Origin of the sequence: Chitinophaga niastensis (assembly GCF_003014755.1) — a bacterium.
GTDB classification, from domain to species: domain Bacteria; phylum Bacteroidota; class Bacteroidia; order Chitinophagales; family Chitinophagaceae; genus Chitinophaga; species Chitinophaga niastensis.
The window spans coordinates 240,075-254,400 of the sequence record NZ_PYAW01000006.1 but is presented as its reverse complement, the minus strand read 5'-3'; the positions used below and the strand labels follow the sequence as shown (position 1 = coordinate 254,400).

Here is a 14,326-nt window from a genome sequence, read left to right as displayed (position 1 = left end):
TTTAATGCAGCAGCTTAATCCTCACACCACCATTAACAACCACTCCGTCCAGCGGCGCATAAATATCCCTGAAGTTGGGATGCGTGATGCTACCCGTATAAATATTTTCCCAACGGGTTTGCCTGCGGTCTGTTAAGTTTTCGGCATTAATAAATACATCCAGGTGCTTCCACATTTTTTGCACCAGCAAACCAAATGTGATGTACCCTTTACCCATTGTTCCATCACTTAATAATTGCGGGCTGGTGTAAAAGCTCTCTACACCAAACCTGAAGCTATTTTCAATTTCATAGGTAGCATCAAAGCTGATCCTGTTTTGTGGTGTAAGCGGCTGCCGGGTTGTTTGACCATTAAAATGCTGTTTGGTATCAGTATAAGTATATCCCAGGTAAAACACCAGTTCATCCATGGTCAGTTTAATATTGGTTTCTGTTCCTTGTGTACTGATATGCCCCGGCGCATTGATGAAGGTATTGTTTTGTAAAATAAGGGGCTTATCTACATAAGTATAAAAGAACAATTGGTTAATACTGATAGCAGCATCACCGATAACACTACGGTAGTTAAGATCACCATTAAAACCATAGGATTGTTCTGCTTTGGTACTGCCTGTACTAAGGGGTTGAATGTTTTGATATCCTTCCTGCTCACCCTGATTATTAAAAAGTGTTGGCATTTTGTAGCCTGCACCTCCACCTATACGACTGGTAAAATGTTCATCTAATTTGAACAGGGCATTTATACGGGGTAAAATAAAAAGTCCATTTGAATGATTGCCGGGTGCGGGTGTGTTGTAGTCCAATCTTACACCACTTTCCAGCGAAAACCAATCCGTCGCCTTAAAGGTATTTTGTACAAAAGCCCCCAGGGTTGTCAGGCTATAATTCAGGTTGTTTAATGGCGGTTCGGCGGTGAAATGATCAGTTATGGCATTACCCCCTGCTACCCAATTGGCGCGTTCTCCATTGTTAACATAATTTATTTCACTGAATGAGGATAGCTGTTTCCCGCTAAAATTAAAACCGGGTTCCGTTAGTTGACGATCAAAGTAACCAATGGAATTTTTAAAGTTGATCCGGCTTTCTTCATTGATTTTATGGGTAAAGGACAGCTGGGTGGATAACCTGAACGTTTTGTTGCGCTCAAAGTATTGGTGTGTATTATCGCCCTTCCCATCAATCACCTGCATGTCGCCACCGTAACGATCTTCATAAGTGGTATTTACCCCAAACCATCCGGCGTTCCGGTCATCTATATATAAAAATACTTTCGGCTTAACGGTAAAACGTTTCGTTTGCGGTATAGCTGTAAAGCCGGTTGAGGAAGGATCGTAGGCGCCATTGTAATTGTATGCACCAAATATAGTGGTGCCGATATGCTTCCATTTTTGCGAATAAAAACCGCTGGCATCAGCTCCCTTAGTGCTGGTACCATTTAATAAAAAGGTGAGCTCCGGTGCCTTGGCAGGAGTTTTGCTGATCAGGTTTACCAAACCGGCAATTGCTCCGCCACCATACAAAGTAGATGCCGCACCTTTAATAAATTCTACTTGTTTTAAGTCAAGCGGACTAATCTGCAATAAGCTCAGGCCACCTGAAAAGCCCTGGTACAAAGGCATACCATCCTGCAACAGCTGTGTATAGCGACTATCTAATCCCTGAATGCGGAAGTTTGTTGTGCCGCTCACAGCAGAGACTTGTTGCACATGGATACCTGTAGCTTCCCCCAGCAACATTTTGATGTCGCCAGGCCTCATGGTGCTTTTTTCATCCAGTTCTTCCAGGGGCAGCACTTCTATCCTTGTTGGTATATCACGAAGGTTTTGATTGGTTCGGGTGGTTTGTATGGTCACTTCTGCCAATTCCCCTACAGCAGGCTCCAGGCCTATCTCTACCAGCTGATCAGGGTTCTTTAACGGGAAACCATATACTTTTTCCTGCCGGCTATAGCCGACATAAGTAATTTCAATTTCAAATTTGCCATCCGGAATATTATGGATGATAATCAACCCGCTGGTGTCTGCGGCAACAACAATTTTTAAATCCGGGATAGTGGCTGTGGCACCTTTTAATATTTCTTTGGTTTTATCGTTTCGGATAATGGCTTTAAACGAATTTTGAGCCACTACAACATGAGATAATAAAACACACGATATAATGATGAAAATAGTTTTCACGTACTTAATTTTAAGCCCGCTGTTATTCTGCTATGCTAACAGGCATAGCAAGACAGGCGCTTTTGAATAATGTAATAGTTGATGGCTATAATGAAAGGAGATAAAAGGTTCAGGCAAGAGGCGGCCTGAAAAGCTTGTCCCGGTAACCGGAAGTATGGAACGATTCTTTTGAAAGCGGGTATTTTTTGGGATATTCCGGAATCGATGTTAAAGTTAAAGAACGGTATAAAAAAACAACATTCAAAGGATTGGCCTGGTGCTGGAACTGTACACTGTTATCGTTATTTTGAGGTTTATCATGTTTGTTATGATCAAACATTTCCTTTCCGTGAAGCAGGTAATCTCCTATAAAGTCAATTACCCCAAATTCTTCTGTAGTGGTTATATAGGAATAGTTACGGAACATACCGGGAATATCCTCCATTAATGAAAAATCACTTAACGGCAGCAATGTACTTCCTGTTAAAAACAGACAGGCAAAAAATAAACTAACGATTTTTTTAACCATGCTAAAGGCAAAGATATGAAATGTACTATGCAGTACACCCTTAAATATTGCGTTGTTCCCGGAGGCCTGGTTAAATAAATTTATTATTATCGCACTGTCAAAAACAAAAGTTATAGGATACTATATGAAAAGTAAAAAAGCTTCAGATGACCATACCAATAACATCCACAGCGATCTCCTTGCAGCCAGGGAGCTTGTTTATGATAAATGTGGCTACGAATACACTCCTCCGTTAATGGAAGCGGAAAGCGCTGAATATGGCGCCTGTACATTTGAGCTGAATGGTTTGTCTGTTCTGTTTCGTGTGGCTAAAATCACTCCAACAAAAACAGGGCAATTTGTTACTATCTGGAAACGGCATCAAAACGGCCCCATTGAGCCATATGACATGTCTGATCCGGTAGATTTATTTATTATCAGCACACGGAATGGCAATCATTTTGGACAGTTTATATTTCCAATAGCTGTGCTATGCGAACATGATATAGTAGCCAATAATAACAAAGGCGGTAAGCGGGCAATACGGGTATACCCGCCATGGGATAAAACTATGAACAGGCAGGCACAAAAAACGCAACAATGGCAATTGGATTTTTTCTTAGAAATACCTGATGATAAGCCAACAGATCTTGTCCGTTTGAAAAAACTTTATTGCCAGGAAGGCTAGAAACCCTTGTAGAATAAGCTTCTACAAGGGTTTGATCGCTTATATACGTTCACTAATAAGTAGCATCAACTAATAATGGCTCCCCCATTACCCTCATAAACAATTCTTCATTCAGCAGATCCTTAATAGATTTAATGATGAAATCAGGAGAATAACCAAAATGTGCCAGATCATCTTCTTTTGTTACCCCTGAAAGCGTCAGTACAGTGGTAAAGCCCATTGATCCGGCGCCCAGTATGTCTGTACCCATGGTATCTCCTATCATCACTGTTTCATCTGTTGTAAGCTGCAATGCTTTCCTGGCCATGCGCATCATAACAGGACTGGGCTTACCAACGCTAAACGCTTTTATGCCGCTGGCAAATTCAAGCATCGCTACCAGCGCGCCACATCCTACTCTGTATTTCCCTTCTCCCATCGGACAGTTAGCATCCAGGTTGGTGGCAATTAATTTGGCGCCTTTCATCACCATGTTGATTGCCTTATCAACAGATTCCAGCATAATAGTTCTTCCTTCACCTATAATAACATAATCGGGCTGATCATCCACAATAGAATAACCTGCATTATAAAGCTCGGTAAGCAGGCCGCCTTCACCAATAACATAGGCAGTACCATTTTCTTTTTTAGAAGCCAGGTACCTGGCAGTGGCCATCGCACAGGTAAAGATGTCCGTATCATTTACCCGGAATCCCATTTTATTCAGCTTGTAGCAAACATCCCTGCTGGTTCTTTGGCTATTGTTTGTCAGGAACAGAAAAGGTAGCCCTCTATCTCTGAGGCCATTAATAAACTCCACAGCTCCCGGAATAGGTTCACTGCCCTTGTAGATTACTCCATCCATGTCAATAAGAAATCCCTTTTTTTTCATAGCAATTCGATGTTGGTTACACATTATTTGTTGGTCAATAAAAAAACGCTAATAAGAAAAATAACGGAATGTATAAAGGCAGGAAACTGCGTAGATGCAGCTATGAATGTTATATTGATATCCCGAAGACTGGGTATCTCAGCTAAAGATAATAATAAATTCCGGGATTTTTATTTTTTTTAAGATGAACACCTGAACCTGTCATTAAAACAAAAAGCCTTCAAATCGTTGGATTTGAAGGCTGCAAAAATTTATCGGATACACTGTTTATTTAACCGGGATTTCCCTGAGTATATGCAGTAGATAATTATAAAACCTGCCAACGGAAGAAATCTGCACGCATTCATCCGGAGAATGGGCGCCATGGATGGTTGGACCAAAAGATATCATATCCAAACCGGCAAAGTGACCGCCTAAAATACCACATTCCAATCCTGCATGACAAGCGCCTACCTGGGGATCATGTTCAAAATGATCTTTATACAAATTCAACAGCAATCTTAGTACAGCGGAATCAGCATCTGGCTTCCATCCCGGGTAAGCCCCGCCCCGTATTACTTCGCAACCAATATTATCAAATGCTGCGCCGACAGCAAACGCAACATCTTCTTTCGTGCTTTCCACACTGCTTCGCTGAAGAGATTGTGTAATAAAACTCCCGTCTTTAACCACTACCCTGGCCAGGTTACTGGAAGCTTCTACCAAACGGTCAATATCAGGACTCATCCGGAATACGCCGTTGGGAACTGCATAAATAGCACGTACCATCTTAGTGAAATAATCAGTATCCATCACCAGGGAAGGAATTGCTACCGGGTTTATCTCCAGTATGAGATTGGTTTCAATGGTTTTATATTCTTCCTTGATAGTAGCTGTAAACTCACTCACAAAAGCTAAGAACCTTTCTTTATCTGTTGCCGGTATGATAACCTGTGCCTGAGATTCCCGCGGAATGGCGTTCCGGAGACTTCCCCCATTCAGATTTGCCAACTGAATGGCAAAGGATTGTTGTGCTTTATACAACAACCGGTTCATCAGTTTATTTGCATTTGCCCTTCCCCGATGTATATCCATACCGGAATGCCCGCCCAGCAATCCTTTTATTTTGATTTCGAATGAAACAAAACCATCTCCTACAGGAACTTCTTTATAAGACCCTTTTGTATTGGTATCAATTCCACCGGCACACCCGATCGTTAATTCCGTTTCTTCCTCTGTATCCATGTTGAGAAGAATAGTACCGGTAAAATTGGCGGGATCTAATTGTTTAGCTCCCGTCATACCCGTTTCCTCATCAATGGTAAACATCGCTTCGATGGCAGGATGCGGTACATCTTCAGCAGATAATACCGACATGATAGCCGCTACGCCAATCCCGTTATCAGCTCCCAGTGTAGTGCCTTTTGCTTTTACCCAGTCGCCGTCAACATACATTTCAATGCCCTGGGTGTCAAAATCAAATACAGCATCTCCGTTTTTTTGGTGTACCATATCCAGGTGAGCTTGCAGGATAACTGTTTGACGGTCTTCCATTCCTGGTGTGGCGGGTTTCTTAATGCGCACATTTCCTATAGCATCCTTTTTTGTTTCAAGTCCTAAACTTTTACCAAAATCTAAAATGAATGCTATTACCCGTTCTTCTTTTTTAGAAGCCCTGGGGACTGCATTTAAGCCGGCAAAATTTTTCCATAGGTGTTGCGGAGATAAATCTTTTAGTTCCATTCAATTATTTATTAAAAGCTGATAGTAATCTTCCTGGTACAGATAGTTTTACAGGATCTGTCAAATCTATCATCAGTAAGATGCTAATTAACTTCACCAAAGTATACAAATCATTTCAAACCGGCAAAAAAGCTATTGCGGGTTTTCCCTAAACCCGAATCGTTTTATTATGGATTTACTACTTTCATACAAAAAAGAACAGCAATGGTTACGAAAAGAGGTTTACTGGAACTCATTTTTAACAAGGATAAGGTAACCGCTCCGCAGCAGTACCCTTTTAATATTCCTGCGTTGAAAAATTTTTCCTCCCTGAAATTTCATCCAAAAGTAACTTATCTGTCAGGTGAAAATGGAATGGGCAAATCGACCTTGATCGAAGCCATTGCCGTTGCCTGTGGATTTAACCCGGAAGGTGGTTCCATCAATTTCAACTTTGCCACCCGGACTTCCCATTCTGTGTTGCATGAGTATATCAGAATAGCTAAAGCCCCTATCCGGCCAAAGGATGGCTTCTTTCTCAGAGGTGAGAGCTTTTTTAATGTGGCTACAAATATTGAACAATTGGATGAAGGACCCGGCGGAAAATTGATCCGTAATTATGGTGGTGTGTCTTTACATGAACAATCACATGGAGAAGCATTTTGGTCTTTGTTTATGCATCGTTTTTCAGGTAATGGCTTATACATACTGGATGAACCGGAGGCAGCTCTCTCTCCCACCCGCCAAATGGCCATGCTCGCGAGAATGCATGAACTGATCCAACAGGATTCTCAGTTTATCATAGCTACACATTCACCTATTGTGATGGCTTATCCCGATGCTGTTATTTACGAACTGACAGAAAATGGTTTGCAAAAAACCAAATATGCAGAAACAGAGAACTATAAAGTATCTCATCAGTTTATTAATAATTATCAAAACATGGTGAAGATCTTATTAGCATAATCATTGATCTACATCACATAAAATCCTTATCAAATGTTATTGGAAGAACGTTTGGTACACTGAAAAAATAAATTAATGTTAACGCCATCATTTTTAAAACGAGGGCAAAGCATAGATCTTATTAAAGTAAATGTTTAATACCCCGTTTAAAACATCATCCATAGCATACCGCTGACCGTTAGCACTGTAAGCAATGGCTACACCATTCTCCGGGAAATAGGCCAGGGTTGACCAATAGCCATCCATCCTCCCCGTATGGCCTAATGCCAGGTGATCATCGAAGCGCATTTCTACCAGGTCCATACCATAGTTGTCTGTAATGGTTTTCATCTGATCTAAACTTTTTGGACTGATCAGTTTTCCGGAAAACAAACAAGTAATAAATTTTGCCATATCAGCAGTGGTGGATAATATGCCGCCTGCACCTGTAGGGATACTCCAATCAGTTTCTGCTACCGGCTTCCAGCCTTCCTGAAATTCATAGCTATAACTTTCATGCGGACGGGTATTTCTTTTTTCCGAATAATAGGTTTCGCTTAATCCTATTTTTTTACAGATGCGTACCTGTAATACTTGTGCATACGGCTGATGGCATACTCTTTCTATAATATAGCTTAGCAAAATAAACCCCGAGTTGCTATATGCTGCTTTAGTGCCAGGTGAAAATTCAACGGTGCTTTGGGAAATCACTTTCAATATATCTTCTTCCGACTTTGGAGACTGGGTCCAGGAGGTAAAATCAGGAATAGATTTGAGGTCACTTAGTCCGCCATGGTGATTGAGTAAATTCCCGATTGTGATCAGTTTAGCATTTGGAACCGAGGGGAAAAATTGATCCAGCTTAGTGTTCAGTGTCAGCTTGTTTTCATCAATCAGTTGAAAAATGATGGTGGCCGTAAATAATTTGGAGATGGAACCGATTCTATATTTAGAGTGTTCAGTAGCGGGGGTTTGCCCGTGGTCATTTAATTGTTCGTACCCACTGATCTTACTGTAAATTACATGCCCGTTCCGGGTGATAGTGAGGCTACCCATAAATTGATTATTTGCACTCAGTATATTCAGCAGGCTGTCCAGTTTTTTATTTACCTGGGCATACAGGCTCCCCGACAAAATAAATAACCCGGTCAGTAAAACAATCCCTTTCATATCGTTTTTATTTTTGTACAGCTATACAATTTTATTTGAAAGAGATACAGCTTACTGGTGATCAAAGCTGATCTCGCGGGTGATCTTCCAGTGTCCATCTTTTTTTTGCCAAAGTGTTACAAATCTGGCGGTAGCTTCCAGCCTTTCCTGGCCGTTCTGTTTCCCATAAAAGCGATGTACACCCATTTCCACTGCGCCGTAACCATTCATCGGATAAACTTCCAGGCTGCCTTCCACCAATTCTCTGCGCGTGTACAGGGAAGGATCTTCCAGGTGTTTTTTGAAATTGTCCATATTCCAGGCATAGCCGGTGAAGCCTGTCTTGTCCTGGTAAAATTCCATGTCTTCTGAGAACACCGATTTGAGTGTTTTAAAATCATGTTGATTGAATGCATTAAATAGTACACTGTCCATGTGTGCGATTTCTATATAAACGGTTTGTTCCTTCATCGCTGCATTTTGATGCTGTGGCATGTCCAGCACGTTGTCCAGCTCCCGCTGTATTTTCCAATCCCCGTTTTTGGATACCCATACCCGGGAAAAGCGGGATACCTCCATCAGTTGATCAGCCTTACCGGGCACCAAAAGATAAAAACGTTGTATACCGGTTTGCATGGCACCATCATCCTTCAGAGGAAAAGTCTGCACATTGCTGGCCACTCTTTTTATTTGCATGCCGCCATTCCCTCTTTCGCATTTTCTTTTGATATTTCCTATAAATTCTGACCGGGAGGTGAGAGATACGGATTGCTGATCTCCTTTGTCCTGGTAATATTCAAAGTCGGGTGTAAATACGGATTCAACATCCTGCAACTTGCAGGTATGAAACACTACATCGAATAAAAGACTGTCTTTAGCATTTAATTGATCTTCCAATGAAATTGATGGAATTGTTTTTGTAGAGGACTGCGCCTGAACAGTCACATTAATTAATACATTAAAGCACAATATGGAAATCAGCACCCGTATGGATTTCATGTTCAGTTATTTTAGATTGTTTGAATCATAAATATTAAAATCTCCTGATGAATAAATTTCAGGGTTACTTACGTTTCATGATAAAGTAATACAGCAGAAATCCCGCTGAAAGGAACATGATCTCCAGGCCAAAAGGCAGGGAGGATTTTTCAGCGTTATAGGGAATAAATTCAAGGACAACCAGTCCCAGTCCCCCGAAAAACAGGATCAGGCCCCATTTCAGTGCTTCCCCGCTTGCGCCGGGCAAACGATTTAAAAATTGTATGGTGTGTTCATCCACCGGTCCTGATTCCAGTAGCCTTTTCCTAAGCCGGTAATGAAACATGCTGATGATAACAACAGCGATGACGATCAGAACAGCAATCATGCAGATAAAGGGTGCGATTTGTTTCATGTTTAATTTTTATGGCTTTGAACCTGGTATTTACCCAGTAGTCAGTTAAAATGGGGTACTGGTTGCAGTTTATTTAAAAAAATTTGCAACCTTTAGAGAACAAACGTTGACTACTAGGTTATGTTTGATGAAAAACAAGTGGTTTCCAGGATACTCATTGGGGATTTCCGGGCTTTTGAATCGCTGGTAAAACAATATGAGCACCTGGTTTTTTTTGTCATCAACCGGCTGGTCAGGGAAAAAGAAGACCAGGAGGATATCTGCCAGGAAGTGTTTATCAAAGTACATCATAGCTTGCCCCGCTTTGCCTTTGCCTCCAGGCTATCTACCTGGATCGCAAGGATCGCTTATTTGACGGCCATCAATCATATAAAAAAAAACAATAAACACCGGAACACCGATTATCCGGCAGATCTGGATCAGTTTCATTTCACCAGCGAAAACCCGGAGGGCTTGCTGACCCGCAAAGACCTGGGGCAATACCTGGAAGAACTGATATCACAAATGCCTGAGAAGTACAGGATCACCATAACCCTCTATCACCTGAATGAGTTCTCCTGTGCGGAAATCGAAAGCATTACAGGGATACCGGAAACCACTATAAAAACGTACCTGTTCCGCGGCCGTAAACTATTAAAACAGAAAATTGAACACCACTTTAAAAACCAACAGCTATGAATCAAAACGATGAAAGGCTCCAGGAATGGCTGGATAAAGGAGGACAAGGAGTATTCGGGGATGTATCTTCCCAGGATATTGAATCATACCGGTTTTTATTTGAAAAACTGAAGGAGTCCCCTTCCGAAGGGCTACCCTACAATTTTTCTTCGAAACTAACCGCAAGGCTGAAGGAAAAGGTTTACCGCAAAAGTAATCTCCGGTTTTATATATCGACAGTTGCAATATTTATAGTTGGTCTTACGCTTTCCTATGGTTGTATGCTGGTGGTGAACCAACGATATGCGAATGAGCTTTTAGCGGCTGTTTGGGGCTATAAATGGGTTTGCGTCTTAGCTTTGATATGCGTATTAACTGTTCAATGGGTGGATAATGAGCTGTTAAGAGACGGAAGTCAAAATTAATAAAGTAACATCTCATGATTGCTCCATGCACACTATATCTGCATATAAAAGTTGGTTTCCTTCTTAATTTTGCAAATATCTTTGCAATCCTGCTTTATCTTTATCTTCAAATATTTTACATTAAATGGATGCAAAAAATATTTTCATTGTATGCGGGCGATATATAGGCCGCATTAAATGGGAGATGATACAAGGCAATGAATGGAGTTACATTGGTATTGGCGACGACTACAATGAAAGCAAAGTAAAGGAACTCATTGAACGGGTATTTGGTAGCGCTGAAATATATTTAGTAATGGATAGGCATAACTCTTTCCTCACTGATACTAAAAATGCTACCGAATCTATCAGCGAATTACTTAAAAAAAATGAGGTCACACTCAGTAACAAAGATTTTACAAAAATGATGGTATTTGGCAAAATAGGAATTGTAAAACATGGGGAGAGAATGTAGTAGTGAAGACCGCAGTAAAATGTGTATCAAATATGCTAACCTCAGAACAGCAGTATGCTATATTATCAGGCGTTTTAGTTGCTTTTTAGCGTCATTATGTCCTAATTTGTTTGCTTTCTCAAAATAATATTTTGCCCATCGGTTAGATTGTCCAACTCCGTGACCATGTTTATAACAAAGTCCCAAATTGTAAAATGATTTGGGATCATTCTTTCTTGCTGCTTTTTTATACCAATAAACAGCTTTTCTAAAGTCTTCTTTAACACCTTCACCATAGAAATAGCAAACCCCCAAATCTCTCTGGGCTTCTGTGTCGCCCTGTTCCGCAGATAATGTAAACCATTTTACTGCTTTTTTATGATCTTGTTTCACAAGCTCCCCCTTCCGATAAAAAAAGCCAATATTATACTGGGATTCCATATGCCCTTGAGCCGCTGCCTGCAAATACCATTTAAAGGCGCCTTCAATATCCTTCTCAACACCTAAACCATTGTCATAACAAGTGCCAAGATAAAACTGAGATCTTTTATGTCCACTGCCAGCTGCTGAATACCACAGCGCAAAAATATTTTTCCAATTTTTCCTTTTTGATGACGCTTGAAAAGCATACCAATATCCTAACCGGAACCGTCTATTCTGTTCTGCCTTACTTAGAAAATTTATCATCTTTTCAAACTAATGATTTTAATATGAAAGTACAATTAGCTCAGGGATTATAATTTTTAGTGCTCCTGATGGAACAAATAAAGAACCAGGAGGTTTTAAATTTACGATTTTTGGCAAAAATTAGCTGCATTATCCAGATGTATTCCCAATTCAATATTTAAGCTATACAATTTGCTTATCTTTATTAAACCCCATACGTCCGACGTAATACTATTACTTTTAAAGATGATACACACCATCGACTTATTACATTACATCGGGATGAACTTTTAAAAGCTATATTACTGAACACACAAGGCATTCATGCATTTCCTCACCCTTATTTCTAAATACAATGCTAAAAGAAAATGAAAAAGAGAAAATCCAGCTGGAAGAACAATACCGGAATGAAGTAAGAAAAAGTATTCCAGCACCTAAATCATTTTTTGACCGTTTTGATGGCCCCATCAAATTTTTCCAGTTCATTGCTATTGCCCTCGGAATCTTCGCGACTGTCTGGCAATATAAACTGAACAGTGACAATGCACAAATTGCTGCTGCACGTGAGTACCAGAAATCGTTTTATCAGGCGCAGATGAGTGTTTATGCAGAAGCTGTAAATGAAGTCTCGATCCTTTCTAATGTTGATGCTGATTCTACAGAATATGCGCAGGCACGAAAGATATTTTTTCAATTATTCTGGGGCCGAATGAGCATATTCGAAGATAAATGTGTAGAAGCAAAGATGGTGGAATTCCAGAGATTACTGATCAAATTTGAACAACAAGATTTCAGACCTATCAGCTTCAATGATTCGTGTTCTGCAAATATCTGCGTTTATGATACCGTTACCCAGGAAACCCTTAGACTGGCAGCTTTAAGATTAGCACATCAGTGCAGAATATATACTCTCAAAACCTGGTTGCCTGAATCGGAACAAAAAAACTACAATATTGTTGAGGAAGAACCTTGTAAAACCAACTGATTTATATGCTTTCCATGTAGGGAAGCATATAAATCAGTATCGTTCAATCCTTCCTTGCTTAATAAGAAAAACCCGCTCTAATGTAGTGCCCCAAAAAAGTTAGACACTTCTTGGGGGCACTACAATCCCTGTGGTATTGAATTTTTCAGTAACCAACTACAGACAAACTGCCGAAACTATATCTCTGAAAATAATTGCATTAGCGTAAACTTATAGTTTTATGATCTGCCATTGCTGGTTAGTATTTCCGCTCCAGGGCCATTGTATAATGCCGGCACCATTAGTGCCGGATGCACCGTTTACATCCAACGACTGGCTACTGTTTGCGTTAATTACCTGGAAATAACCAAAGCCCATATCCACAATTTTCCATTGCTGATTAACGCCTCCCCAATAATCCCATTGGATAATACCAGTACCGCCGGTAGTGGAGCTGTTATTTACATCTAATGCTTTACCGCTATTACGATTAATGATACTGAAAAGGCCATTACCTAAACTGGTTAATTTCCATTGCTGATTATTGCCACCCCAGTAGTCCCATTGAATAATATTACCGCCATTAATGGTGGAGGAACCATAAACATCCAGCGACTTATTACTTTGGCGGCAAATAATTTTATACCATGCATTGCCATCAAATGTTCCGTAGGGCTGGGTAATGGTCGCATTGCCCCATGCGTATTGCAACCTGGAAAGACCGGAAGCATTGTTTGTAGTAAGCGTAGTACCGTTTAATGTTAATAAGCTATAACTATCTCCGGTCCTTAATCCGGGCCAGTAAACACTGCCTATGCTGCGGGAAAGCACCCGGTTTGTTATTCCCTGGAAATAGGCAATCTCCCTATCCTGACCAGGTGCTCCAAGATAGTCTTTTCCGTTAGTCATGGGAATGCCGAATTCAGTTACAATAGTTCGTTCAGGATAGTTGATAGCTGTTATAGCTGCTTCCCAATCGGCTACTGTTGTTTTGTTATTATCAAACCAGGTATAGTTGTGATAAGATAATAAACATGCGCTCAACCGGCTGTCGGCGCCTACGCCATTCACATCTGTCGCATATCCTGCGCCATCCAGCAATACCCTGTTTTTGGGTACAGTAGGGTAATGGGTGAGCCAGTCGGCATAAAGATTATTCAGATCCGATAAACTATAACCATGCGGCTCATTAAATACTTCAAAATAAACGTTGCTGTTATTACCGTATTTATTAACAACGGTCTGCCACATATTCCAGAACAGGGTATAATCATCCACTAACCCATTCCTGGAACTGCTGCCTTCCCAACAACCCAGGATCACTTTCATCCCTGCATTGGCGGCGGTGTCAATAGCTCCTGTATAGCTGCCCCACCATGCTTCCAATACAGTAGGCGGGTTAATGGGTATACGTATGGTATTGATACCTCTTTGCTGAAAACCATTGATAATGTTTGCTGCCTTGATTTGAGTGGTAACATAATTATCGGAAGAACTCAATCCGCTTGGCACCACCCAGCCATCTTTAAAATTATCGGCCGGATCCGCCCAGTTGACACCTTTAAAACCGGAGGTACCTGTTGCCGCCAATGCTGTTGCAGACATATGCTTACCTGGCAATGTGTTTGAAGAAATCTTTTCCTGTAATGCTTTTGAACAGCCAGATAAAAATGTAATCAGCAGGAGATAAAATAGTAATCTTCTCATCGTTAATAATTTTAGGAATTAATATCAGTGGAATTACCGGGTATACCGTGGAATTATCTTTTGC

Annotated in this window: 15 protein-coding genes; 6 read left to right on the top strand and 9 right to left on the bottom strand. The window is 40.7% G+C overall.

Annotation, left to right across the window (positions count from 1 at the left end):
- Position 1: 1 nt before the first annotated feature.
- Both CLV51_RS23805 and CLV51_RS23800 read right to left on the bottom strand, forming a co-directional pair.
- Positions 2–2,176 (bottom strand): TonB-dependent receptor, encoded by a 2,175-nt coding sequence (locus tag CLV51_RS23805; protein WP_106530600.1) that lies wholly within the window; start codon positions 2,174–2,176, stop codon positions 2–4.
- A gap of 109 nt (positions 2,177–2,285) precedes the next feature.
- Positions 2,286–2,684: a hypothetical protein gene (locus CLV51_RS23800; RefSeq protein ID WP_106530599.1), complete on the bottom strand. Its 399-nt coding sequence runs from the start codon at positions 2,682–2,684 to the stop codon at positions 2,286–2,288.
- A 124-nt stretch (positions 2,685–2,808) separates the two neighbouring features.
- Here CLV51_RS23800 and CLV51_RS23795 point away from each other — a divergent pair, with 124 nt between their 5' ends.
- Positions 2,809–3,351: a MepB family protein gene (locus CLV51_RS23795; RefSeq protein WP_106530679.1), complete on the top strand. Its 543-nt coding sequence runs from the start codon at positions 2,809–2,811 to the stop codon at positions 3,349–3,351.
- 52 nt (positions 3,352–3,403) lie between these two features.
- Here the strand turns inward: CLV51_RS23795 and CLV51_RS23790 are convergent, their stop codons facing one another.
- Together CLV51_RS23790 and CLV51_RS23785 are read right to left on the bottom strand one after the other, a co-directional pair.
- Positions 3,404–4,222: an HAD-IIA family hydrolase gene (locus CLV51_RS23790; protein WP_106530598.1), complete on the bottom strand. Its 819-nt coding sequence runs from the start codon at positions 4,220–4,222 to the stop codon at positions 3,404–3,406.
- Between the two features lie 267 nt (positions 4,223–4,489).
- Positions 4,490–5,944 carry an aminoacyl-histidine dipeptidase gene (locus CLV51_RS23785; RefSeq protein WP_106530597.1) on the bottom strand — a complete coding sequence of 485 codons (1,455 nt, stop codon included), beginning with the start codon at positions 5,942–5,944 and terminating at the stop codon, positions 4,490–4,492.
- 204 nt (positions 5,945–6,148) lie between these two features.
- Between CLV51_RS23785 and CLV51_RS23780 the strand changes: the two genes are divergently transcribed.
- Positions 6,149–6,889, top strand: a complete 741-nt coding sequence (locus tag CLV51_RS23780) for an AAA family ATPase (RefSeq protein WP_106530596.1) — start codon at positions 6,149–6,151, stop codon at positions 6,887–6,889.
- Between the two features lie 93 nt (positions 6,890–6,982).
- Here the strand turns inward: CLV51_RS23780 and CLV51_RS23775 are convergent, their stop codons facing one another.
- The 3 genes from CLV51_RS23775 to CLV51_RS23765 form a co-directional block, all read right to left on the bottom strand.
- On the bottom strand, positions 6,983–8,038 hold the full coding sequence (locus CLV51_RS23775) for a serine hydrolase domain-containing protein (protein WP_106530595.1): 1,056 nt from the start codon (positions 8,036–8,038) through the stop codon (positions 6,983–6,985).
- A 51-nt stretch (positions 8,039–8,089) separates the two neighbouring features.
- Positions 8,090–9,016 (bottom strand): nuclear transport factor 2 family protein, encoded by a 927-nt coding sequence (locus CLV51_RS23770; protein WP_106530594.1) that lies wholly within the window; start codon positions 9,014–9,016, stop codon positions 8,090–8,092.
- A 64-nt stretch (positions 9,017–9,080) separates the two neighbouring features.
- Positions 9,081–9,410 (bottom strand): DUF6249 domain-containing protein, encoded by a 330-nt coding sequence (locus tag CLV51_RS23765; RefSeq protein WP_106530593.1) that lies wholly within the window; start codon positions 9,408–9,410, stop codon positions 9,081–9,083.
- A gap of 120 nt (positions 9,411–9,530) precedes the next feature.
- On the opposite strand from CLV51_RS23765, the gene CLV51_RS23760 reads away from it, so the two are divergent.
- The 3 genes from CLV51_RS23760 (at position 9,531) to CLV51_RS23750 (ending at position 10,946) form a co-directional block, all read left to right on the top strand.
- Positions 9,531–10,088 (top strand): RNA polymerase sigma factor, encoded by a 558-nt coding sequence (locus CLV51_RS23760; protein ID WP_106530592.1) that lies wholly within the window; start codon positions 9,531–9,533, stop codon positions 10,086–10,088.
- Positions 10,085–10,492 (top strand): hypothetical protein, encoded by a 408-nt coding sequence (locus CLV51_RS23755; protein ID WP_106530591.1) that lies wholly within the window; start codon positions 10,085–10,087, stop codon positions 10,490–10,492. Before CLV51_RS23760 ends, CLV51_RS23755 begins: the two co-directional genes overlap by 4 nt.
- A 124-nt stretch (positions 10,493–10,616) precedes the next feature.
- Positions 10,617–10,946, top strand: coding sequence for a hypothetical protein (locus CLV51_RS23750; RefSeq protein ID WP_106530590.1), 330 nt, complete (start codon positions 10,617–10,619; stop codon positions 10,944–10,946).
- A gap of 57 nt (positions 10,947–11,003) precedes the next feature.
- On the opposite strand, the gene CLV51_RS23745 is transcribed toward CLV51_RS23750, so the two are convergent.
- Positions 11,004–11,612: a tetratricopeptide repeat protein gene (locus CLV51_RS23745; RefSeq protein ID WP_106530589.1), complete on the bottom strand. Its 609-nt coding sequence runs from the start codon at positions 11,610–11,612 to the stop codon at positions 11,004–11,006.
- 334 nt (positions 11,613–11,946) lie between these two features.
- On the opposite strand from CLV51_RS23745, the gene CLV51_RS23740 reads away from it, so the two are divergent.
- The gene (locus tag CLV51_RS23740; RefSeq protein WP_106530588.1) at positions 11,947–12,576 is read left to right on the top strand and encodes a hypothetical protein; all 630 of its coding nucleotides are present in this window, start codon (positions 11,947–11,949) and stop codon (positions 12,574–12,576) included.
- A 210-nt stretch (positions 12,577–12,786) separates the two neighbouring features.
- Here the strand turns inward: CLV51_RS23740 and CLV51_RS23735 are convergent, their stop codons facing one another.
- A complete protein-coding gene (locus tag CLV51_RS23735; protein ID WP_106530587.1) occupies positions 12,787–14,262 on the bottom strand; it encodes an RICIN domain-containing protein in 1,476 nt (491 codons plus the stop codon).
- Positions 14,263–14,326: the final 64 nt, after the last annotated feature.

What these genes read in the sequence shown, in the direction of transcription:
- CLV51_RS23800 (WP_106530599.1), bottom strand. Translation starts at nt 2,684, where the DNA reads ATGGTTAAAAAAATCGTTAGTTTATTTTTTGCCTGTCTGTTTTTAACA.
- CLV51_RS23795 (WP_106530679.1), top strand. Translation starts at nt 2,809, where the DNA reads ATGAAAAGTAAAAAAGCTTCAGATGACCATACCAATAACATCCACAGC.
- CLV51_RS23790 (WP_106530598.1), bottom strand. Translation starts at nt 4,222, where the DNA reads ATGAAAAAAAAGGGATTTCTTATTGACATGGATGGAGTAATCTACAAG.
- CLV51_RS23785 (WP_106530597.1), bottom strand. Translation starts at nt 5,944, where the DNA reads ATGGAACTAAAAGATTTATCTCCGCAACACCTATGGAAAAATTTTGCC.
- CLV51_RS23780 (WP_106530596.1), top strand. Translation starts at nt 6,149, where the DNA reads ATGGTTACGAAAAGAGGTTTACTGGAACTCATTTTTAACAAGGATAAG.
- CLV51_RS23775 (WP_106530595.1), bottom strand. Translation starts at nt 8,038, where the DNA reads ATGAAAGGGATTGTTTTACTGACCGGGTTATTTATTTTGTCGGGGAGC.
- CLV51_RS23770 (WP_106530594.1), bottom strand. Translation starts at nt 9,016, where the DNA reads ATGAAATCCATACGGGTGCTGATTTCCATATTGTGCTTTAATGTATTA.
- CLV51_RS23765 (WP_106530593.1), bottom strand. Translation starts at nt 9,410, where the DNA reads ATGAAACAAATCGCACCCTTTATCTGCATGATTGCTGTTCTGATCGTC.
- CLV51_RS23760 (WP_106530592.1), top strand. Translation starts at nt 9,531, where the DNA reads ATGTTTGATGAAAAACAAGTGGTTTCCAGGATACTCATTGGGGATTTC.
- CLV51_RS23755 (WP_106530591.1), top strand. Translation starts at nt 10,085, where the DNA reads ATGAATCAAAACGATGAAAGGCTCCAGGAATGGCTGGATAAAGGAGGA.
- CLV51_RS23750 (WP_106530590.1), top strand. Translation starts at nt 10,617, where the DNA reads ATGGATGCAAAAAATATTTTCATTGTATGCGGGCGATATATAGGCCGC.
- CLV51_RS23745 (WP_106530589.1), bottom strand. Translation starts at nt 11,612, where the DNA reads ATGATAAATTTTCTAAGTAAGGCAGAACAGAATAGACGGTTCCGGTTA.
- CLV51_RS23740 (WP_106530588.1), top strand. Translation starts at nt 11,947, where the DNA reads ATGCTAAAAGAAAATGAAAAAGAGAAAATCCAGCTGGAAGAACAATAC.
- CLV51_RS23735 (WP_106530587.1), bottom strand. Translation starts at nt 14,262, where the DNA reads ATGAGAAGATTACTATTTTATCTCCTGCTGATTACATTTTTATCTGGC.